We start from the raw sequence: 19,791 nt of genomic DNA on the forward strand, positions 1-19,791 counted from the left end.
GAACCTGGATAAAGGCTCAGGCGCTGGTCATAACGGTCGTACGACCGTCGTCGGATACCTTCCTCCATCGGGAGCAGGAGAAACGCGGGAGACGGGAAACCCGGAGGACGAGAAAACCGGGAGAACGGCGGACGCGCCGCCCGCGATCGGCGCGGCCGAGGGGCCCGAGTGGACCGCGGGGTCAGCCGATGGTGAAGGCGGGCCAGTTGAGGAGGGCGAGCAGCCTCCGCAGCGCCGGCGTGGCGTTGTGCAGCCGGATCGGCCGGCCCAGGGGCATGTCGGACAGCAGGGCCAGGGCGCGCAGGCCGTAGAGGTCGATGAACTGGAGTTCGGCGACGTCCACGGTTCCCGTTCCGGGCCTCGTCCACTGCCTGTGGAGGGTGTCGGCGATCGCGTCGCCGTTGGTGAGATCGATCTGCCCGATCAGCCGTACGGAGCCGTCGTCGGAGGTGCGTACGACCAGTTGCTTGTCGAGATAGAGCAGGTTCTTCTTGTGCAGCGCGGATTCGAACGACCCATTGATGGTCATCATGTCGGAGCCGCCTTCCTGTAGAGGGGCAGCCACCTCCGAGCATCACCGTCGCTGCTCGCCCATGTCAACCGAAGCGGGGTCCCCCCACCTACCCCGCCGATCACCGGCCCGCCGTCGCACGGCCCGCGGCCTGCGCCGATGCCTGTCGGGCCGTACGGCGGGGCAGTGACGTATCTCACGTTTATCGCCCGGGCGACATTTCAGGGCTTGTGGGCGACGGCACCGACGAACGTGTGGTAGGTGATGCCGCGATCGACGAACTCGCCGGGATCCGGCCGCCACTCGGCGAGCGGCACCAGACCGGGTTCGAGGAGCGGCAGGTCGCCGAAGTAGGCGAGGATCTCGTCGCGGGTGCGCCACCGGCCCGTGCCGAGGTTCTCGTTGAACAGCTTCTCGGCCGACGTGGCCTGCGCCGACACCTCGGGCATCGCGGGCCCCGGGTTGTGGAAATGGGACAGCGCCAGATAGCTGCCGGAGGGCAGGGCCGAGCGGAAGCGGGCGGCGATGCCCTGGGGGTCCTCGTGGTCGTTGACGTGATGCAGGATCGCGAACAGCAGCAGGGCCACGGGCTGGTCGAAGTCGATGAGCGCCCCGACCGAGGGGTGGTTCAGGATCGACTCCGGGTCGCGGATGTCGGCCTCGACGACCGTGGTGCTCCCGTTCGTGGCGAGCAGCGCCCGGCCGTGCGCGAGCACGATCGGGTCGTTGTCGACGTAGACGACCCGCGCCTCCGGGGCGACCTCCTGGGCCACCTCGTGGACGTTGCCCTGGGTCGGCAGACCCGAGCCGATGTCGAGGAACTGCCGGATGCCCGCCTCGGCCGCGAGATAGCGGACGACGCGCCGGAGGAAGGCGCGGTTCGCGCGGCCCGCCGCGGGAGCGTCCGGCGCGATCTTCAACGTCGCCTCGCCCACCTGCCGGTCGATGGCGAAGTTGTCCTTCCCGCCGAGGAAGAAGTCGTAGACACGGGCGATGCTCGGTTTGCTCGTGTCGATCCTGGTCCCCGCCTGCTCGTTGTCCGCCGGGGCACCGCTCACGTGCTGGTCGTCGTCAGCCATGATCCGTCCTGCTCCCTCGCTGTACCGGTCCCAGATCGCGATCATGGTAAGGCCGTCGAGGGCCGAGAGGGAGATGTTTGCGATAACTGGCATGAACAGGTCGGTCAACGGACGAGGCCGGGCGCATCGGGCCGGCCGGGTGTCGGCAGGGTCGGCAAGGATCGGCAGGGGTGGGTCAGCCCGGGTCGATTGGGTCGGTCGGGTTGGCCGGGTCGGCCGCCGGGCGGCCGTCGAGAGGACGGCCGCCCGCGATCGCCGGATCAGACGCTGACGCCGACCCCGCCGCGTGTCTGCGCGCCGTACCGCTCCAGCTCCTTGGCCAGGTCCAGCGGCCTGATCTGGGTGCGCCCTGCCAGGGTCTCCTCGGTGAGCAGGTGCGCGGGCACCAGCCAGGAGACCTCGAACTCCAGCCCGTCCGGGTCCTTCGCGTAGAGGGCCTTGGTGGTGGAGTGGTCGGAGGCGCCGACCAGGGCGTTCATCTCCGTCAGCGTGGTCGCGATCCGCTGCAGCTCGGCGAGCGTGTCCACCTCCCACGCGAGGTGGTAGAGGCCGACCGTCGCGCGCCCGGCGGACGACGGCCCCGCCTGCGTCCCGATCTGGAACAGCCCGAGGTCGTGGTCGTTCGTGGACCCCTCGGCCTGCAGGAACGCGGCCCCCGGGAACGCCTGCACGACGCGGAACCCGAGGGCTTCCTGGTAGAAGGCCACGCTGCGGGAGACGTCCCGCACGTACAGCACGGCGTGGTTGAGTCGCTGGACCGGCATTACGCCCTCCCGAAAAGTTGAACTCTCAAGTAATTGTACCTCGCCGGGTCTCCCGGAAACTGTCGGTGCCAGGTCGTACGGTGGCGAGCGGGCAGAGCCGCCAGGGGGTGGCGAGCCGCCCGCCGGCGTTCCGTACGGCGCCGGAGTGGGCGGTCAGGTAGCGGTGCCGGCGTCGAGGCCGGCGAAGGGGGGCGTCATGATCGTCGACAGGGCGACGCGGGAGCGTGAGGACAACCTGGTCCTGTTCCGGGCGGTGCACGAGGTAGCCGTCCGTCATGCCGGTGCGCCCTACCACCAGGTGATCGCGGCGCTGACCTCCAATCTGCCCGGCACGCCCCGGCTGGCGGCCGACGAACTGCGGCGCATCGCCGAGGAGATCAGCCTCGGCCGCGACCCCTCGGGCCTGTGACCCTCCGACCGCCCGGATGGAGGTCACCGGTACGACCGTCATCTGGAGCGGTTTTCACGACGGTTGTCGGACGGCCGGTGGGATCTGAGCGCGCTCGGGCCCTGCGTCTTCGAGCGCGGGCAGTACGAGGCCGCGCTGCGGGCCACTCAGCGGGCCACTCAGCGGGACGGTGGCGCTCACTAGCCCTGCAGAAGGGCTGCGGGGTCGGCCATGACCTGCTCGATCACCTGGCCGGCCGCGCCGAGGGCGGCGGCCTCGGCGCCGAGCCGTGAGACGACCACGGGCGGTATGGCGCCGCGCATCTGCCCGAGGTGGGCCTTCAGCGTGTCGGCGACCGTGTGGCCGATCCAGGGGAAGAGCGGTGCGTAGATCCCGCCGAGGACGATCGCGTCGGGGTCCACCAGGTTGACCGCCGACGACAGGGCCACGCCGAGCGCCCACGCCGCCCGCTCGCACGCGGCGCGCGCGTTCTCGTCGCCCTCCCGGAGCCGGGAAAGCACCCATGACAGGCCCTGCTGCGCGGGAAGGAGCATCTCCGGCGAGGGCGACGCGGACGTCATCGCCGCCTCCGCCCAGGTCGTACGGCCAAGGTGCGCCGGCGGCCCGTCGTCGTCCGTGACCCCTGCCCCGCCGCCGTCCGGCACGCCGCCCATCGCGCCCGGTTCGCTGTCGGTGGGCACGGCGGAGGTCGCGCCTGCCTCGCCGTCCACCGGGGCACCTGCTTTGGCATCGTCCGGCACGTCGGGCATTGCCCCGGCTTCGGCGTCGTCCGGCACGCCGGGCGTTGCCCCGGCTCCGCCGTCGGGCGGCACGGGGGACGGCGCGTGCTCCTCACCGGTCGCGTGGTCCGTGCCTTCGCGCGGCTCTTCGGCCCGCACCTCCCCGGACGCCCCCGCCTGACGCGTGCCGGCGGCGGGACCGATCGACGCGGCGGCGCCGCGGACGGCGGTCAGGAGGGCGTCCTGCCCGGCGTACTGTTCGAGGCAGCCGCGGCCACCGCAGCGGCACGGCGGGCCGCCGGGGGAGACGACGACGTGCCCGAGCTCGCCGGCCAGGCCGTGCGCCCCCCGGAAGAGCCGGCCGCGGACCACGAGACCGGCTCCGATGCCGATCTCTCCCGACACGTGCAGGAAATCGGGCAGCCCGGATCCGAACCACAGCTCGCCGAGCGCGGCCAGGTTGGCCTCGTTCTCCACGCGTACGGGGAAGGGGAACCGCAGGAGCGAGGCCAGCGGCACGTCGCGCCAGCCGAGGTTCGGCGCGTTGTGGACGACCCCGCTGGTCATGTCTACAGGACCCGGGACCGCCAGCACGCCGCCGACCACCCGCAGGCCTTTCTCCACAGCTTCGTCCACAATCGTGGCGGCCAAATCCCCAAGTCGCGCGATCACGTCCACAGGGGCCGCGGCCCGGTTGTCCACAGCCTGTGTACGGCGCAGCCGTACCGTCCGGGCGAGATCGACCACGCACACCGCGAGGTAGTCGACGTTGACCTCGAGCCCGAGGGCGGCGACGCGCTGCCCGCTGATCCGGATCTCGACCCCGGGCCTGCCGCGCTCTCCGTCGCGCACGGTCCCGGTCTCCACCACGAGCCCGCCCTCGATGAGGTCGCCGACGAGCTTGGACACCGTCGTCTTGGTCAGGCCGGTGATCTCGGCCAGGGCGGCGCGCGTCACCGACCCCCGGGCGCCGACCGCGCCGAGGACGAGCGCCAGGTTCCGGGCGCGCATCGCGTCATGCCGCAGGGCCTGCGTCATCGCACCTCCTCGCCCGTGTTCCGCCCCACCCGCAACGCGGGTGTCATCGCGCTCCATCACGTGTGTCCCGTCTCACACCCTGTGGCCCGCGCCATCACATCCTCCACTGCGGGACGTTGATAACACCGACACACCCTCTTGACCGTACGGCTTGTCACGTCCGATATTTAGTCCACAACATAGACTAATTCGGAGGCGATTCATGTACACCCCCACTCCCGAGGACCGATTCACGTTCGGGCTGTGGACCGTCGGCTGGCAGGCGCGCGACCAGTTCGGCGACGCGTCCCGGGCCCCGCTGGACCCGGTCGAGAGCGTCCACCGCCTGGCCGAGCTCGGCGCGTACGGTGTGACCTTCCACGACGACGACCTCCTCGCGGTGGAGCCGGACCGGGCCAAGGCGATCGAGAACCTCAAGAAGGCGCTGGCCGACACCGGCATGAAGGTGCCGATGGCCACCACCAACCTGTTCACCCACCCGATCTTCAAGGACGGCGGGTTCACCAGCAACGACCGCGAGGTCCGGCGCTACGCGCTGCGCAAGGTGATGCGCAACATCGACCTCGCCGCCGAGCTTGGCGCGAAGACGTACGTGTGCTGGGGCGGCCGTGAGGGCGCCGAGTCCGAGGCCGCCAAGGACGTGCGGGTCGCGCTCGACCGCTACAAGGAGGGCTTCGACCTCCTCTGCCAGTACGTGATCGACAAGGGCTACGACATCCGCTTCGCCGTCGAGCCCAAGCCGAACGAGCCGCGCGGCGACATCCTGCTCCCGACGATCGGGCACGCCCTGGCGTTCATCAACTCGCTGGAGCACCCCGAGATGGTGGGCCTCAACCCCGAGACCGGCCACGAGCAGATGGCCGGGATGAACTTCGTGCACGGCATCGCCCAGGCGCTGTGGCACGGCAAGCTGTTCCACATCGACCTCAACGGCCAGCACGGCCCGCGGTTCGACCAGGACCTCATCTTCGGCCACGGCGACGTGAAGAACGCGTTCTTCCTCGTCGACCTGCTGGAGAACGGCGGCTACGACGGCCCGCGCCACTTCGACTACAAGCCGCTGCGCACCGAGGACAAGGAGGACGTCTGGGACTCGGCCGCGGCCAACATGCGGACCTACCTCATCTTCAAGGAGAAGTCGAAGGCCTACCGCGCCGACCCCGAGGTGCAGGCGGCGCTGGAGGCCAGCAAGTGCAACGAGCTGGCCCAGCCGACCCTCGCCGCGGGCGAGACCTACGAGGACATCCTCGCCGAGTCGATCGACGTGGACGCGGTGGCGGAGCGCGGCTACCACTTCACCCGGCTGAACCAGCTCGCGATTGAGCACCTCCTCGGCGTCCGCGGCTGAGCGGTTCAGTGAGAGCGGAGTAACGACTGTGACGCTGGTCGCGGGGGTCGACTCGTCGACCCAGAGCTGCAAGGTCGTCATCCGGGACGCGGAGAGCGGGGCCCTCGTGCGCGAGGGCCGCGCTCCCCACCCCGACGGCACGGAGGTCCATCCTGACCACTGGTGGAGCGCGCTGCAGAGCGCGATCGAGCAGGCGGGAGGCCTGGCGGACGTCGCCGCCGTCAGCGTGGGCGCGCAGCAGCACGGCATGGTCTGCCTCGACGAGGACGGCGAGGTGGTCCGGCCCGCACTGCTGTGGAACGACACCCGCTCGGCCGGGGCGGCGGCCGACCTGGTCGCCGAGCTGGGCGGCCCGAAGGTGTGGGCCGAGGCCGTCGGCAGCGTCCCGGTGGCGTCCTTCACGGTGACCAAGCTCCGCTGGCTCGCCCGGAACGAGCCCGACAACGCGCGCCGTACGCGGTCGGTGTGCCTGCCGCACGACTGGCTCACCTGGCGGCTGGCCGGCCGGCCCGGCACGATCACGACGGACCGGGGCGACGCCTCCGGCACCGGTTACTGGTCGCCCGCGACCGGGGAGTACCGCACGGACCTGCTCGAACTCGCCATGGGCAGGGTGCCGGAACTGCCCCGCGTGCTCGGTCCCGCCGAACAGGCGGGGACGGCCGAGCAGGGCGGCGCGCTGCTCGCGCCCGGCACGGGCGACAACATGGCGGCGGCGCTCGGCGTCGGCATGCGGCCCGGTGACGTGGTCGTGTCCATCGGCACCTCGGGCACGGCATTCGCCGTCGCCGAGGCGCCGTCCGCCGACCCCTCCGGGGCGGTCGCCGGGTTCGCGGACGCCACCGGGCACTACCTCCCGCTGGTCTGCACGCTGAACGCGGCGCGGGTGCTGGACGCGGCGGCCCGGATGCTCCGGGTCACGCCCCAGGAGCTGAGCGACCTGGCTCTGCGGGCCCCTGCCGGTGCGGACGGGCTGGTCCTCGTGCCGTACCTGGAAGGGGAGCGCACCCCGAACCGGCCCGACGCCACCGGTTCGCTGCACGGCCTGCGCCTGGGCAACTCCACCCCGGAGCACCTGGCCCGGGCCGCGGTGGAGGGCATGCTCTGCGGGCTCGCCGACGCGCTGGACGCCCTCGGCCTCGAACCGCGGCGCGTGCTGCTCATCGGCGGCGGCGCCCGCTCGGAGGCCGTGCGCCGCATCGCGCCGACCGTCTTCGGGCGTCCGGTGCTCGTGCCCACCCCCGGCGAGTACGTCGCGGACGGCGCGGCCAAGCAGGCCGCCTGGCTGCTGTCCGGGGAACCGGAACCGCCGGTGTGGGACACCGGTGCCACCGAGCGGTACGAGGCCGACCCCACCTCCGGCCTGCGTGAGCGATACCACGAGGCCGCGCAGGAGTGACGTCCAGGGTGGGGTCCCCGGGGAGACCCCGGGGACCCCACCCTGAGACGACCCTGACCCCTTCTCGGGGGGATCTACGCGTTGTCCCGGATGTTAGGAACGGGCCGCACGCGGGATTCTCTCCTTATGGTCAAGAGGCTTTACCCCCTGCTCGCCGGCGGCGGCATCCTGCTCGCGGTCGTCACCGTGGTGACGGCGCAGGTGGGCGGGGATGCCTCCCTGAACCCCGTCTCCATGACGATCAGCCAGTACGCCGCCCGCGACGAGGGCGGCGCCATCGAGACGGCCATGGCCGTTCTCGGGCTGGCCTCGCTCGCACTGCTGGCCGGGATGCGCGCGCTCGGCGCGCCGGTGGACGGCTGGCCCGCCCGCCTGATCGGCCTGTGGAGCGTCTCGCTCATCGGCGCCGCCGTGGTCCCGTCGGGCACGGCCTGGCAGGGGGACGTCCACGGCGTCCTGTCGGCGGTGGCCTTCGTGAGTGTGCCCGCCGCCGCGATCCAGTTGGTGGGCCGCCTGGGACAGGACGAGCGGTGGAAGGCCGCCGCCCGGCCGCTGGAGTGGCTGGCGCTCGCCTCCGGCCTCGGCCTGGCGGTCATCACGTACGTCGCGCTGCCCGGCCACGGCGTCATGATCGGCCTGGTGGAGCGCCTGCTCCTGACCGCCGAGGTGGCCGTCCTCGGAGTGCTCGCCGTACGGCTCGCGCAGCTCGCCTGGGGGCCGTGGCTGAGAGAGCGCGCCGCCGGTCGGCGCGCCGGCTTCCTCGTCCACCGCTGACGGATGGGGAGGGACACACCGGGCCGCGCGGGCGCGGGGGCGCCGCGCGGCCCGGTGTTGTGCTGCCTGGTGCGGCTCGGGGTTGTGGAAGCAGGGCAGGTCAGGGCTCGCCGAGCAGGTCGCGCAGGCGCTCGGCGTACGGCCGCCAGCCGAGGCCCTTGCCCGCCGCCCAGGCGTCGTCGTGGCAGGTCGCGAGATGACGCTCGCCCGCGTCGCCGATCACGCTGACCACCTCGCCGCGCTCGCCCCGGTCGCGCATCCGGGTGATCAGTTCGAGGGCCGCCCACAGGTTCGTCCCCGTGGCGGGGCCGACCGCGAGCCCGGTCACCTGCCGGACGTAGCGGGCGGCGGCCACGCTCGCCGCGTCGGGCACGGGGACGACCAGGTCGACGAGCGCGGGGTCGAAGGCGGGCTCCATCCGCGGCCGGCCGACGCCCTCGATGCGGCTGGGCATGCCCGTGGCGTAGTCCGGGGCGCCGGTGGCCCAGCCGGGGAAGTAGGCGGAGTTCTCCGGATCGGCCACGGCCAGCCTCCCCGGCAGGTCGTGACCCCGCAGGCGCCGGCCGATCGCGGCGGACGTGGCGCCGGTGCCCGCCCCGACCACGATCCAGCGGGGGCAGCCGTCCAGCTGCCCGAACAGCTCGTCGGCCAGGCTCGCGCCACGCCAGTCGACCACGGCGGCCGAGCGGTAGTGATCGAGGTAGTGACCGCCGATCTCGTCGGACAGGCGGGCGGCCTCCTCGTACACGGCGAGCGGAGGATCGACGTACCGGCAGGTGCCGCCCAGCCGCTCGACACCGGCCCCGGACGACTTCTTCGGCATCACCGCGATGTACGGCAGGCCGAGCAGCCGGGCGAACCAGGCCTCGGCGACCGCCATGGGACCGCCGGTGGCGTCAACCACGGTCGTCCCCTCGGTGATCCGCCCGGAGGTGATCGCCTGGGCGAACAGTGCGCGGGCCAGCCGGTGCTTGAGACCCCCGGTGGGCTGCGCCGACTCGTCCTTCAGCCGCAGCCGCACTTCCCACTCCGAGGGCGTCGGGAGCTCGCGGAGCGGCGTCGTGCCCGCCTGAACCCGCTCCCGGTCGAGGAGCGCGACGGCTTCGGCCGCCCACCTGCTGATCATGTTCGCACTCCCGGCCCGCCGGGCTGATCAGCGTTGTGCGGCCGTCAGCATCTTGAGCGCGTGCTCCACGAGCGTGACGAGCACGACCTTGGCCGAGGCGCGGCGCCGTACGTCGCAGAGCAGGACGGGGACCTCGGGATCGAGGTCGAGGGCGATCCGCACGTCGTCGGGCTCGTGGCGATCGGCGCCGTCGAAGCAGTTCACGGCGACGATGAACGGCGTGCCGCGCTGCTCGAAGTAGTCGATCGACGGGAAGCAGTCGGTCAGCCTGCGGGTGTCGGCCAGCACGACCGCCCCGAGCGCGCCGTAGGACAACTCGTCCCACATGAACCAGAAGCGCTCCTGTCCGGGGGTGCCGAACAGGTAGACCACGAGCCCTTCCCTGATGGTGATGCGGCCGAAGTCCATGGCCACGGTCGTGGTCGTCTTGCCTTCCACGCCGTCGGTGTCGTCGACGCCGACGCCGCGATCGGACAGCACCTCCTCGGTGCGCAGGGGGCGAATCTCGCTGATCGCGCCGACCAGCGTGGTCTTGCCGACGCCGAAGCCGCCGGCCACCAATATCTTGAGGGCGACCGGCTCCTCAGAGGGCGCGAAGGCCATTGATCACTTCCTTGAGAATGCGCTCGCTTGGCAGCGGCGCCACCTTGCCCGGAGCCCGTACGTCGACGAGCCCGAGGTCGTGCAGATCCCCGATCAGAACCCGGACCACGCCCAGGGGCAGATCGATGTCGGACGCGATGTCCGCCACCGACGCGCCGCGGCGCGCGAGCTCAAGGATCCGCCGCTGCTCGGGGCCCATGCCGGGGACGTCCCTCGGTGAGCCCGAGGTGGTCACCATGGTGATCAGGTCGAGCTTGGCCCCGGAGTGCCGTGCCCGGCCCCCCGTCAGCGCGTAGGGCCGGACCAACGGTCCGGCCTCCTCGTCCATCCACTGGGGTCCCGTCATGTGGCCGCCAATCTCATGGGGCAATTCGCCGCGGGTTGGTGGAAATGTGCTGCCCCACCCGCTTGACCAGCATCGCCATCTCGTACGCGATGTGCCCCACGTCGGCGTCGGAGGCGGCCAGGACGGCGAGGCAGGTGCCCTGTCCCGCGGCCGTGACGAACAGGAACGCGGCCTCCATCTCCACGATGGTCTGCCTGACCTCGCCCCCGCCGAAGTGCCGTCCGGCGCCCCGCGCCAGGCTCTGGAAGCCGGCCGCGACCGCGGACAGGTGTTCCGCGTCCTCCCGGCTCAGCCCCTGGGAGGCTCCCACGACGAGGCCGTCGGTGGAGAGGATCACCGCCTGGCGGACGGCGGCGACCCTGCTGATGAGATCGTCGAGCAGCCAGTTCAGTTCGCCGGTCGACGTCGCTTTGCCGGTCATTCGTCACCCTTTTCGCCGTGCGTGTTGTGTTCGTGGTGGCCGGGTGCGGCCACACCCGGCCGATCGGAGTCCTCCCGGCCCCGCAGCGCACCGCGCTGGAAGGCGCTGAACATCGCCCTCGCCTCCTCGGGCGACCGCTCCTCCACGGTCGGGGCGGACAGCGGCTGCCTCTGCGGGGACTGCGCCTGCTGGGGTTGCTGGGATGGGGCCTGCTGATACTCAGGGCGAAGCTGCGGGGCGATGTTGGCCTGGCGAACCCTGCGCGGCAGGCCGGCGTGGGTGCCGCTGGAGACGGATCCTCCGGACCGCTTCGTGCTCGTCCGCTGCGCCAGGCCGTTCGCCGCCACCCCGGCGGCCGCCGGCTCGGGGGCGGGCGAAAGCGCAGGCGAAACCGCGGGCGGAACAAAGGGCGAGACCGAGGGCGGAACGCTGGGCGCGGCCGGGCGCGGACTCTCGAAGCCGGAGCCGAACGACCGTGGGGAGAGGTCGTCGCGCGTCGCGGAGGGCACGGCCTCGGTCCGCAGGGCGGCCGGCGTGAAGAACGGGGACGGCTCGGACGCGCTCGGACGCTCCTCCCGGTCCTCCGTCTCCCCGCGAAGGTCCTCCGTCTCCCCGCGAAGGTCCTCCGTCTCCCCGCGAAGGCCCACCGTCTCCCCACGGGGACCCACCGGAACGTCCCCGGCGACCTCTCCGGCGATCGTGCGGATCTCCCGGGGGTCGTGGGACGGGCGGCCCAGCCCCAGGTCGGCGTCGAACGTCTCACCGAGCGACACGTCGGTGTCGTCACCACCGGAGGCAAGCGCGAACTTGGCGTGGGCGCCGCGGCCGGCCGGGCCCGCCAGCGCCGCGGGCGAGCCCTCCTCCACCATCAGGGCCCGGGGGATGAGCACGATGGCGGTCGTCCCGCCGTACGGCGAGCCCCGCAGGACCACGCCGATCTCGTGGCGGGCGGCGAGCTGGCCGACGACGAAGAGCCCGAGCCGGTCGCTGTCCGCCAGGTCGAACTCCGGCGGGTCGGCCAGCCGTGCGTTGATCTCGTCGTACTCCTGGGGCAGCAGGCCGAGACCACGGTCCTCGATCTCCACGGCGAGCCCGTTGGCGACGATCTCCCCGCGCACCTCCACCTTCGTCTGCGGGGGCGAGAAGATCGTGGCGTTCTCCACCAGCTCGGCGATCAGGTGCACCACGTCGGCCACGGTCGCGCCGGCGATGGCGGCGTCCGGCATCGGGGCCATCGAGACGCGGGTGTAGTCCTCGACCTCGGAGGTCGCCGCGCGGACCACGTCGATGAGCGGCACCGGCTTGCGCCAGGACCGTCCGGGGGCGGAGCCGGACAGGATGATCAGGCTCTCCGCGTGGCGGCGCATGCGGGTGGTCAGGTGGTCGAGCCGGAACAGGTCCTCCAGGCTCTCGGGGTCCTCGGCGCGGCGCTGCATCGTGTCGAGCAGCGTGAGCTGGCGGTGCAGCAGGGTCTGCTTGCGGCGGGCCAGGTTGAGGAAGACCTGGCTGACGCCGCGGCGGAGGGCGGCCTGGCCGACGGCGGCCTCCACTGCCGTGCGCTGGACGGAGCTGAACGCGTGCGCGACGTCCTCGACCTCGTTGGCCCCCGTCGCCTTGATCGGGGGCGCCTCGGCCTCGACGTCGACGTCCTCGCCCCGCCGCAGCTTCTCGACGACCTGCGGCAGCCGTACGTCGGCGAGTTCGAGCGCGGCGTCGCGCAGGCCGGCGAGGTCGCGGGCGAGACGACGGCCGAAGCGGACGGAGAAGATGATCGTGGCGACGATGACCACGAGCCCGAGGCCGCCGGCGATCAGGATGCGGAGCATGATCGCGGTGGCGACCGACGTGGCGGAGCCGCTGAGCGCGTCCGAGGCCTTGATCCGGGCCGAGTCGAGCCTGACGATCAGCTGGTCGACGGTCGCCGACCACCTCTCGGCGTCCGCGGGCAGCGGCCCGCCGGAACGCACCTGGTCGACGATCTGGTTCTCCAGGGCGGTGAACCGGTCGAACAGCGGCGAGGTGAGCACCTGCTCGTACGGCGCCCGCATCTCCCCGCTGAGGACCGGCCGGTTCTTGCCGTAGAGGAACCGCCGGGTGGCGACCCATTCGCTGAAGGCGTTCTGCTCCTGGGCCGTCATCCTGCCGCTGGCGAGCGCGCCGCGTACGAGGGCGTCCTCACGAGTGATCATCTCGTGCGCGTTGCCCATTCCCTGCATCGCGCTGGCCACCTGGAAGGTGGGCAGGTCGGGCACGGAGACGAGCCGTTCGTACACCGCGAACAGGTCGTCCATGATCGCGTTGTACGACGTGATCGCGGTCAGCCTGTCGACCCTGCCGAGCGTGACGGACTCCCTGACCGACGGCAGGCGGTCGAGGGAGGACAGCAGGTCGTCCAACGGCGCCACGAGCTCGTCGCTCATGGCGTCGCGGGTCGCCCCGTCGTCGGCGGACTTCCTGAACCTGTCCACGGCGGCGGTGGTCTTGGCCTGCTGGGTGGTGAGCGCGGTGGAGCCGGTCTGGCCGCTGCTCAGCACGCCGGCGGTCAGCGCGCGCTCGGCCTGGATCTGGGTGCCGAGGTCGGTGGAGGTCACCCCGATGGTGTCGTACAGCGTCTTCGAGTTGAGGAGGACGAGGCCATCGCCAACCGTGAGCTTTAGGGCAAACCCCCACATAGCACTCAACATGAGCAATGGCAGGAGCAGCAACGAGAAGATCTTGAACCGAATCGACCGGTTTCTTGAACCCATGGCCACTCCTGCAGTGCTGGAGGCTCGCGCCGCATTTATGGGGGAATGCACCTCCGGAAGATCGCACAGAAGGCTAGCACCGATACAGTGCTGGCGCAGTGGGAGGTTTCGATGATTACTGTGATCACTGGGGCCGGTGCCGGAATCGGCGCAGCTTCTGCCCTTGATCTCGCCCGGCGAGGTCATCAAATCGTGCTCGTCGGACGCACCCAGGAGAAGCTCCGCGCCGTCGCCGACCGCGCGGAGCAGGCCGGTGGCAGCCGTCCGGACACGCTCGTCGCGGATTTCTCCTCCCTCGACCAGGTGCGCCGGCTGGCGGCCGAGTTGCTGGCGCGGTACGAGCGCATCGACGTGCTGATCAACAACGCCGGCGTCATGACACCCGACCGCCGCACCACCGTGGACGGCAACGAGTGGATGATGCAGGTCAACCACCTGGCGCCGTTCCTGCTGACGAACCTGCTTCTCGACCGGCTCACGGCGTCGTCCGCCCGTGTCGTCACCACGTCGTCCCGGGCCGCGACCACGGGCCGCCTCGACCCCGCCGACCTGTCCAGGGAGCGGCGGCGCTGGAACGGCTGGCTGCAGTACGGCGACTCCAAGCAGGCCAACGCGCTGTTCACGGTGTCACTCGCCGAGCGCGGCCTGGCCGCCACGTGCCTGCACCCGGGCGTCCTGAAGACCGGCTTCGCGGAGGGCACGTTCTTCATGAAGGTGGTGTGGCATCTGCCCGGAGTGGGCGAGCCGGTCGAGGCCGGGGCGGCGCGGATCGTCCACCTCGCCACCCACCCCGACGGCGTCGATCATCCGGGCCGGTACTTCGTGAAGAACGCTCCCGTACGGGCGCCGGAGAAGATGTCCGACCCCGCCCTCGCCGCCGCCCTGTGGGACGCGAGCCGCGCCGCCACCGGCCTGACTCCCTGAAGGGGCGGCGAAGAGTTCGGGCACTGTTCGCCCGCGGTTGCGCCGACGCTCACGGACGGGTGACTAGGGTCCGGCCGCATGACCGTGACCGCTCCCGCCCGCCCCTCCGGTGTGGCCGTCGCCCGCGACCCGCTGCTGGACAACGCCAAGTTCCTCGCCATCGTGCTCGTCGTTTCCGGGCATCTCATCGAGGAGCTGAGGGACGTCCCGGCGGCGCACGCGCTCTACTTCTTCGTCTATCTCTTCCACATGCCGCTCTTCATCGTCGTCAGCGGCTATTTGTCCCGAAATTTCACGTTTTCTCCTGGTAAGGCGCGCAAGCTCATCAGCGGCCTCGCGGTGCCGTACGTCATCTTCGAAGTGGCCTACTCGCTGCCCCGCTTCTTCCTGTACGGCAAGCTCGAAATCAGCCTGCTCGACCCGTACTACCTGACCTGGTTCTTGATGTCGCTGTTCCTGTGGCGGCTGTCCACGCCGGTCTGGCAGCAGTTGCGGCACCCTCTGGCGGTCGCGGTCGGGCTGTGCCTGCTGTCGGGCACCAGCGCCCTGCCCGACGAGCTGTCGATGAACCGGACGTTCGGCCTGCTGCCCTTCTACGTGCTCGGCCTTATGCTCACGCCCGAGCACCTCGACCGCCTCCGTGGGCGGCGGGCGAGGATCGCGGGCGCGGCCGTGCTCGCGACGGTGCTCGCCGGGGCGTTCGCCGTCCACACGCTCGTGCCGACGGAGTGGATCCGCTGGCGTCACTCCAACCACCAGATCGGCGTGGACGACCTGACCGGCACGCTGATCAGGCTCGGCATGCTGGCGGTGGGCGCACTGCTGGTGACGGCGTTCCTCGCGATCACCCCGAGCCGCCGCACCTGGTTCACGGGCCTCGGCGCCGCCACGATGTACGCCTATCTGCTGCACGGGTTCGCGGTGAAGGTGTCCGAGCGCTTCCATGACGCCCTCGTCAACCCGCTCGGCGTGGCCGCCATGGAGGCCCTCGGAGCCGTCCTCGCGACCCTGCTCTGCACGTCCCCGGTGCGCAGGGCGTTTCGATGGGCGGTGGAGCCCGACGTCTCCTGGGCCTTCACGAGACTGCGCCGGCCGGTGAAGAGGGAGCCCGCCGCGACGTAGTGGAACTTTGCACGACGATCCTCCGTTGGCCGAAGTGATGGTGCAGAGTTGGGCGAATCGCACATCCGGCGGGACGAGCCACCGAAAACGGCTCTGTCACGGCACGGTGATACGGGGTAACGTGCGCATTCGCGGTGCAGCCAGGAGCGGTGGAAACGACGGGGTGACGCGGGTGGTCGGCAGACAGGGCAGGGTCACGGGCAAGATCGGGCCCGGCCTCGTCGGCGAGGTGATGGTGCCCATCCGCGGGGGTGTCGAGGCGTTCTACGCCTATCCGAGCATTCCGGACGAGGAGATCCCGGTGGGATCGATCGTCGTCGTCGTGGAGTATTCGCCCCCGCGCACCGTCTACGTCGCTCGTGCGGTCGTCTGACTCGCTCCCTCGCTCTTATCTCCCCCCACTACACGGAGGCTCCCATGTCCCCGGAGATCCTGGTCGTGGGCGGTGTGGCCGTTGTCGCCCTCATCGTCCTCATCCTCCTGTTCAAGGCCATCTGGCGGGTGGCCGAGCCCAACGAGGCGCTCATCATCTCGGGCCTCGGCGCCCACACGAAGAACGAGCTGGCCGACAGTCTCGGCTTCAAGATCGTGACCGGCAAGGGCACCGCGGTGCTGCCCGGCTTCCAGACCGCCCGGCGGCTGCGGCTCGACAGCCGGGCCACGAACCTGCAGGTCAACTGCGTGACGCAGCAGGGCATCCCGGTCCAGGTGCGCGGCGTCATCATCTACAAGGTGGGTGACGACTTCACCAGCATCGCGAACGCGGCGCGGCGCTTCCTCGACCAGCAGGACTCGATGAACGGCGCCATCCACGAGCTGTTCACCGGTCACCTGCGCTCGATCATCGGCAACCTGACCGTCGAGGACCTCATCCTCAACCGCGAGCGGCTCACCAGCGAGACCCGCAGCTCCGCGGCCGACGAGATGAGCAAGCTCGGCCTGGTGGTCGACTCGCTGCAGATCCAGGAGATCGAGGACGAGACCGGCTACATCACGAACCTCGGCAAGCCGCACGCCGCGAAGATCGCCGCCGCCGCGCGCATCGCCGAGGCGCAGCGCGACCAGGAGGCCACCGAGGCCGAGCAGGTCGCGGCCGCCAAGAAGGCCTCCGCCATCCGCGAGTCGCAGATCCAGCAGGCCGGCTACCAGGCGGAGGTGGACCAGGCGTCGGCCAAGGCCCGGCAGGCCGGCCCGCTGTCGGAGGCCACCGCGCGCCAGGAGGTCGTCGTCCAGGAGACCAGGGCCGCGGAGCTGGAGGCCCAGCTCGCCGAGCAGCGGCTCCAGTCGCAGGTTCGCAAGCCCGCCGACGCCAAGGCGTACGAGACCGTCACGCTGTCCCAGGCGGAGCGCGACGCCCGCATCGCCCAGGCCGAGGCGGAGGCCAGGGAGACCGAGCTGCGCGCCGCGGCCCAGGCGTCCCAGGTGAAGCAGGCGGCGGCGGCCGACGCCGAGTCGGTGCGGCTGCGCGGCGAGGCCGCCGCGTCGGCGACCAAGGCGACCGGTCTGGGCGAGGCGGAGGCCGCCAAGGCGCGGGGTCTCGCGGAGGCCGAGGCGGCCAGGGCGAAGGGTCTCGCGGAGGCGGAGGCCGCCAAGGCCAAGGGTCTGGCCGAGGCCGACGCGATCAGGGCCCGGTCCGAGGCGCTGCGGGAGAACCAGGAGGCCGTCATCGCCCAGCAGCTCGCCGAGAACTGGCCGCAGATCGTGGAGGCCGGCGCGAAGGCCTTCGGCAACGTCGACCACATGGTGGTGCTCAACGGCGCCCAGGGCATCGAGGAGATGCTGGCCAAGGCGCTCACGCTCGGCGGCACCGGCCTCGGCCTGGCCCGCTCCCTGCTGGCCGGCGGCTCCCCGGCCGAGAAGGACGGCGCGAGCGTGAACGGCGCCGAGCCGGCCACGAAGAACGCCATCGACACCACGCCCTGACCCTCACGGCCCGCGTTCGTCCCCGTCCCATCGGACGGGGACGAACGTCTCGCGTACGCCGGGGTCATTCGTCGTAGAGGTCGTCGAGATCCACCAGGTGGACGTCATCCCTACGGTTGCCTCCGCGAGAAGATCGGCCGCGAAGCCGGATTCGCTGAAGACGGCGTACTGCGCGGCGGAGACGTCGATCTTGCTGATGGAGCGCATACGCTCTCTGATCTTCTCCAGTCGTCGCAGATCGTGCCCACTGCGCGGCTCCGCGGTGCATTTGGCCTCGCCCAGGAGCCGGACCGTGATCCGGTCTCCGCGTGGAGAGGACTCAGGGTCCAGCATCGGTGGCTGATCCGAGGGTCCCCTCGCAGCAGCCGGTCATGCTCCTGGAACAGCATGGACGCGGGATTCAGCACGGTTGCGACCACCCACTCGTCCAGGTCGCCCGGAGAGTGGAACCCCGAGGTGGGATACACGGCTTCGGACAGCATCCGGTAACCCGGCACTCCTCCCACTATGGCGTGCAGCCGGAGGGCTGTGGGCCGATGTGTGGCGTTCCAGAACCGGGCGGCGACACGGTGGTCGAAGGGCCGGATCAGCCTGCTGAGCGCTGCTCTTCCATACAGCGGCTTGTCCCCGGAGAGCAGGTTTGCCATCAGGGAGAAGGCGGACCCGCACAACACGATGCGAACGGTGCCACGCCGGTCGCGTTTGTAGCGATCGAAGGTGTTCTGGATGTACGACGACAGGGCGGGCGTTCCGGAGAGCAGGTACGAGTACTCGTCGATGACCATGAGGGCCGGCCTGCCGGTCTCCGTGGAGCGCCGGGTCATCTGCTCCACCGCAGCCTCGATCGCGGACTTCCAGTCCTCGAACCTCAGCGGCACGGCCAGGCCGAGCCATTCGGCCAAAGACGCGGCGAAACTGTCCAACGCCTGGCGGCGCCGCTCGCGGTCAGCGGCGGGATCAGCGGGCGTCAGTCGAACGACAACTCGGTCGTACGGCGGGGCATGAGCAGCAGCGCGGCGACGCTGAGCACGGCCACGATGACGAGCGCGAGGAAGATGTGGTGGACGGCGTCGTACAGCGCGCCCCGGACGAAGGAGGCGGCGGCCGAATGGGCCTGCGCGCCCTGCGCCTTCAGCACCAGGCTCGTGGCGTCGAGGCTGTCCGGCAGTTGTCCCGCGACGCCGGCGGGCGGGTGGGCGAAGCGGTCCGACAGGGTCGCGTTGGAGATGGCGCCGAGCACCGCGGCCCCGACCGTGCTGCCGATCGAGCGGAAGAACATGTTGGTCGCGGTCACCACGCCGCGGCGCTCCCAGCCGACGACCGACTGCACGGCGACCATCGTGGGGCTGGCCGACAGGCCGAGGCCGACGCCGACGACGAAACAGGCGGCCGCGACCTGCCAGATCATCGCGTTCTGCCCGAGCAGCGCGCACAGCACGGTGCCGGCCACCACCACGACGATGCCGATCAGCGCGGTGTCGCGGAACCCGATCCGCATGTAGAAGCGGCCGGAGAACGTCGCCGCGAGAGGCCAGCCGACGGTGAGCGCGGCCAGCGCGAAGCCCGCCACCAGCGCGCCGATGCCCAGCACGCCCTGCGCGTACGTCGGGACGTACGAGGTGAGCCCGATGGTGAGGGCGCCGATGCCGAGGGAGGTCAGGTTGCCACCGGTCAGCGTGCGGCGGCGGAAGACCCACAGCGGCAGCACCGGCTCGGCCGCGCGGCGCTCCACGAGCACGAAGGCGACGATCATGAGCACGCCCGCCGCGAAGATCAGCAGGCTGGGCGCGGAGCCCCAGTCCCAGGCGACGCCGCCCTCCAGCAGGCCGAGGATTAGCAGCGAGGAGCCGCCGGTCAGCAGCGCGGCGCCCGTGTAGTCGATCCGGTGGGAGCCCCGCTTCACCTGCTCCTTGAACCGGCGTGCGAGCATCCAGGCGGCCACCGCGCCGAGCGGCAGGTTGATGAAGAAGATCCAGCGCCAGGAGACGTACTCGGAGAAGACACCGCCGAGCGTCGGGCCGACGACGGCCGACATGCCCCACACGCTGGCGAGGTAGCCCTGGACGCGGGCCCGTTCCTCGACCGTGTAGAGGTCGCCGGCCATCGTCATGCTGATCGGCTGCACCGCCCCGGCGCCGATGCCCTGGATCGCCCGGAAGGCGATCAGCGCGGGCATGCTCCAGGCGATCCCGCACAGCACCGACCCGAGCAGGAACGCCCCGATGCCGAAGAACATCACCGGTTTGCGCCCGAACACGTCGGCGAGCTTGCCGTAGATGGGGACGGTCACGGCCTGCGTGAGCAGGTAGATCGAGAAAAGCCAGGGGAACTGGGAGAACCCGCCGAGGTCGGTGACGACCGAGGGCACCGCGGTCGCGATGATCGTGCTGTCCAGCGCCACCAGAGCGGTGCAGAGCATGATGGCGCCGAGCACGGGACCGCGTTCTGACCGCAGGCCGATGCCCTTCGATGCCGTCGTCGTGGTCACGTGGAAGGCTCCCCTGAACGTTCGTGCACGTACGCGGGACCTTCCCACGT

19 protein-coding genes are annotated in these 19,791 nt (G+C 71.2%); 8 read left to right on the top strand and 11 right to left on the bottom strand.

Annotated elements, in window-relative coordinates; genetic code table 11:
- Positions 1–181: 181 nt before the first annotated feature.
- From HHX41_RS06490 to HHX41_RS06500, 3 genes are all read right to left on the bottom strand, one after another.
- Positions 182–532, bottom strand: coding sequence for an STAS domain-containing protein (locus tag HHX41_RS06490; protein WP_182905174.1), 351 nt, complete (start codon positions 530–532; stop codon positions 182–184).
- Between the two features lie 200 nt (positions 533–732).
- A complete protein-coding gene (locus tag HHX41_RS06495) occupies positions 733–1,590 on the bottom strand; it encodes an SAM-dependent methyltransferase (RefSeq protein ID WP_182905175.1) in 858 nt (285 codons plus the stop codon).
- A gap of 260 nt (positions 1,591–1,850) precedes the next feature.
- Positions 1,851–2,354, bottom strand: coding sequence for a VOC family protein (locus HHX41_RS06500; RefSeq protein ID WP_169985544.1), 504 nt, complete (start codon positions 2,352–2,354; stop codon positions 1,851–1,853).
- Positions 2,355–2,550: 196 nt separating this feature from the next.
- On the opposite strand from HHX41_RS06500, the gene HHX41_RS06505 reads away from it, so the two are divergent.
- Positions 2,551–2,763, top strand: a complete 213-nt coding sequence (locus HHX41_RS06505; RefSeq protein ID WP_169985546.1) for a hypothetical protein — start codon at positions 2,551–2,553, stop codon at positions 2,761–2,763.
- Between the two features lie 179 nt (positions 2,764–2,942).
- Here HHX41_RS06505 and HHX41_RS06510 read toward each other — a convergent pair whose 3' ends face one another.
- Positions 2,943–4,520, bottom strand: coding sequence for an ROK family transcriptional regulator (locus tag HHX41_RS06510; RefSeq protein ID WP_182905176.1), 1,578 nt, complete (start codon positions 4,518–4,520; stop codon positions 2,943–2,945).
- A gap of 202 nt (positions 4,521–4,722) precedes the next feature.
- On the opposite strand from HHX41_RS06510, the gene xylA reads away from it, so the two are divergent.
- The 3 genes from xylA (at position 4,723) to HHX41_RS06525 (ending at position 8,041) form a co-directional block, all read left to right on the top strand.
- Complete coding sequence (gene xylA / locus HHX41_RS06515; RefSeq protein WP_169985550.1) at positions 4,723–5,868, top strand: xylose isomerase; 1,146 nt, start codon at positions 4,723–4,725, stop codon at positions 5,866–5,868.
- Positions 5,869–5,896: 28 nt separating this feature from the next.
- Entirely contained in the window at positions 5,897–7,267 is a 1,371-nt protein-coding gene (gene xylB / locus HHX41_RS06520; RefSeq protein WP_169985552.1) for a xylulokinase, read from the top strand.
- 126 nt (positions 7,268–7,393) lie between these two features.
- The gene (locus tag HHX41_RS06525; protein WP_259400654.1) at positions 7,394–8,041 is read left to right on the top strand and encodes a DUF998 domain-containing protein; all 648 of its coding nucleotides are present in this window, start codon (positions 7,394–7,396) and stop codon (positions 8,039–8,041) included.
- A gap of 100 nt (positions 8,042–8,141) precedes the next feature.
- On the opposite strand, the gene HHX41_RS06530 is transcribed toward HHX41_RS06525, so the two are convergent.
- The 5 genes from HHX41_RS06530 to HHX41_RS06550 are packed head-to-tail and all read right to left on the bottom strand — an operon-like array spanning position 8,142 to position 13,128.
- Complete coding sequence (locus HHX41_RS06530) at positions 8,142–9,167, bottom strand: PLP-dependent cysteine synthase family protein (protein WP_182905177.1); 1,026 nt, start codon at positions 9,165–9,167, stop codon at positions 8,142–8,144.
- 27 nt (positions 9,168–9,194) lie between these two features.
- Positions 9,195–9,770: an ATP/GTP-binding protein gene (locus tag HHX41_RS06535; protein WP_139573805.1), complete on the bottom strand. Its 576-nt coding sequence runs from the start codon at positions 9,768–9,770 to the stop codon at positions 9,195–9,197.
- Complete coding sequence (locus HHX41_RS06540) at positions 9,751–10,098, bottom strand: DUF742 domain-containing protein (protein WP_259400655.1); 348 nt, start codon at positions 10,096–10,098, stop codon at positions 9,751–9,753. Before HHX41_RS06540 ends, HHX41_RS06535 begins: the two co-directional genes overlap by 20 nt.
- Before the next feature lie 31 nt (positions 10,099–10,129).
- Positions 10,130–10,537, bottom strand: coding sequence for a roadblock/LC7 domain-containing protein (locus tag HHX41_RS06545; RefSeq protein ID WP_169949728.1), 408 nt, complete (start codon positions 10,535–10,537; stop codon positions 10,130–10,132).
- The gene (locus tag HHX41_RS06550; RefSeq protein ID WP_182905178.1) at positions 10,534–13,128 is read right to left on the bottom strand and encodes a nitrate- and nitrite sensing domain-containing protein; all 2,595 of its coding nucleotides are present in this window, start codon (positions 13,126–13,128) and stop codon (positions 10,534–10,536) included. Before HHX41_RS06550 ends, HHX41_RS06545 begins: the two co-directional genes overlap by 4 nt.
- Before the next feature lie 267 nt (positions 13,129–13,395).
- On the opposite strand from HHX41_RS06550, the gene HHX41_RS06555 reads away from it, so the two are divergent.
- The 4 genes from HHX41_RS06555 (at position 13,396) to HHX41_RS06570 (ending at position 17,253) form a co-directional block, all read left to right on the top strand.
- Positions 13,396–14,208, top strand: a complete 813-nt coding sequence (locus tag HHX41_RS06555) for an SDR family NAD(P)-dependent oxidoreductase (protein WP_182905179.1) — start codon at positions 13,396–13,398, stop codon at positions 14,206–14,208.
- A 78-nt stretch (positions 14,209–14,286) separates the two neighbouring features.
- Complete coding sequence (locus tag HHX41_RS06560) at positions 14,287–15,330, top strand: acyltransferase family protein (protein WP_182905180.1); 1,044 nt, start codon at positions 14,287–14,289, stop codon at positions 15,328–15,330.
- A gap of 172 nt (positions 15,331–15,502) precedes the next feature.
- Positions 15,503–15,703: a hypothetical protein gene (locus HHX41_RS06565; protein WP_169985563.1), complete on the top strand. Its 201-nt coding sequence runs from the start codon at positions 15,503–15,505 to the stop codon at positions 15,701–15,703.
- A gap of 44 nt (positions 15,704–15,747) precedes the next feature.
- Entirely contained in the window at positions 15,748–17,253 is a 1,506-nt protein-coding gene (locus tag HHX41_RS06570; protein ID WP_182905181.1) for a flotillin family protein, read from the top strand.
- Positions 17,254–17,256: 3 nt separating this feature from the next.
- Here HHX41_RS06570 and HHX41_RS06575 read toward each other — a convergent pair whose 3' ends face one another.
- Both HHX41_RS06575 and HHX41_RS06580 read right to left on the bottom strand, forming a co-directional pair.
- Positions 17,257–17,460 carry a hypothetical protein gene (locus HHX41_RS06575; RefSeq protein WP_182905182.1) on the bottom strand — a complete coding sequence of 68 codons (204 nt, stop codon included), beginning with the start codon at positions 17,458–17,460 and terminating at the stop codon, positions 17,257–17,259.
- Positions 17,461–18,220: 760 nt separating this feature from the next.
- Positions 18,221–19,741, bottom strand: coding sequence for an MDR family MFS transporter (locus HHX41_RS06580; protein ID WP_220503762.1), 1,521 nt, complete (start codon positions 19,739–19,741; stop codon positions 18,221–18,223).
- Positions 19,742–19,791 lie beyond the last annotated feature (50 nt).

This window comes from Microbispora sp. H13382 (assembly GCF_014161445.1).
Taxonomy (GTDB): Bacteria; Actinomycetota; Actinomycetes; order Streptosporangiales; family Streptosporangiaceae; genus Microbispora.

Excerpts from the sequence above, each read along its gene's own strand:
- xylA (WP_169985550.1), top strand. The coding sequence starts at position 4,723 with ATGTACACCCCCACTCCCGAGGACCGATTCACGTTCGGGCTGTGGACC.
- HHX41_RS06495 (WP_182905175.1), bottom strand. The coding sequence starts at position 1,590 with ATGGCTGACGACGACCAGCACGTGAGCGGTGCCCCGGCGGACAACGAG.
- HHX41_RS06545 (WP_169949728.1), bottom strand. The coding sequence starts at position 10,537 with ATGACCGGCAAAGCGACGTCGACCGGCGAACTGAACTGGCTGCTCGAC.
- HHX41_RS06490 (WP_182905174.1), bottom strand. The coding sequence starts at position 532 with ATGATGACCATCAATGGGTCGTTCGAATCCGCGCTGCACAAGAAGAAC.
- HHX41_RS06530 (WP_182905177.1), bottom strand. The coding sequence starts at position 9,167 with ATGATCAGCAGGTGGGCGGCCGAAGCCGTCGCGCTCCTCGACCGGGAG.
- HHX41_RS06540 (WP_259400655.1), bottom strand. The coding sequence starts at position 10,098 with ATGGACGAGGAGGCCGGACCGTTGGTCCGGCCCTACGCGCTGACGGGG.
- HHX41_RS06535 (WP_139573805.1), bottom strand. The coding sequence starts at position 9,770 with ATGGCCTTCGCGCCCTCTGAGGAGCCGGTCGCCCTCAAGATATTGGTG.
- HHX41_RS06525 (WP_259400654.1), top strand. The coding sequence starts at position 7,394 with ATGGTCAAGAGGCTTTACCCCCTGCTCGCCGGCGGCGGCATCCTGCTC.
- HHX41_RS06510 (WP_182905176.1), bottom strand. The coding sequence starts at position 4,520 with ATGACGCAGGCCCTGCGGCATGACGCGATGCGCGCCCGGAACCTGGCG.
- HHX41_RS06505 (WP_169985546.1), top strand. The coding sequence starts at position 2,551 with ATGATCGTCGACAGGGCGACGCGGGAGCGTGAGGACAACCTGGTCCTG.
- HHX41_RS06575 (WP_182905182.1), bottom strand. The coding sequence starts at position 17,460 with ATGCGCTCCATCAGCAAGATCGACGTCTCCGCCGCGCAGTACGCCGTC.
- HHX41_RS06500 (WP_169985544.1), bottom strand. The coding sequence starts at position 2,354 with ATGCCGGTCCAGCGACTCAACCACGCCGTGCTGTACGTGCGGGACGTC.
- HHX41_RS06555 (WP_182905179.1), top strand. The coding sequence starts at position 13,396 with ATGATTACTGTGATCACTGGGGCCGGTGCCGGAATCGGCGCAGCTTCT.
- HHX41_RS06570 (WP_182905181.1), top strand. The coding sequence starts at position 15,748 with ATGTCCCCGGAGATCCTGGTCGTGGGCGGTGTGGCCGTTGTCGCCCTC.
- HHX41_RS06560 (WP_182905180.1), top strand. The coding sequence starts at position 14,287 with ATGACCGTGACCGCTCCCGCCCGCCCCTCCGGTGTGGCCGTCGCCCGC.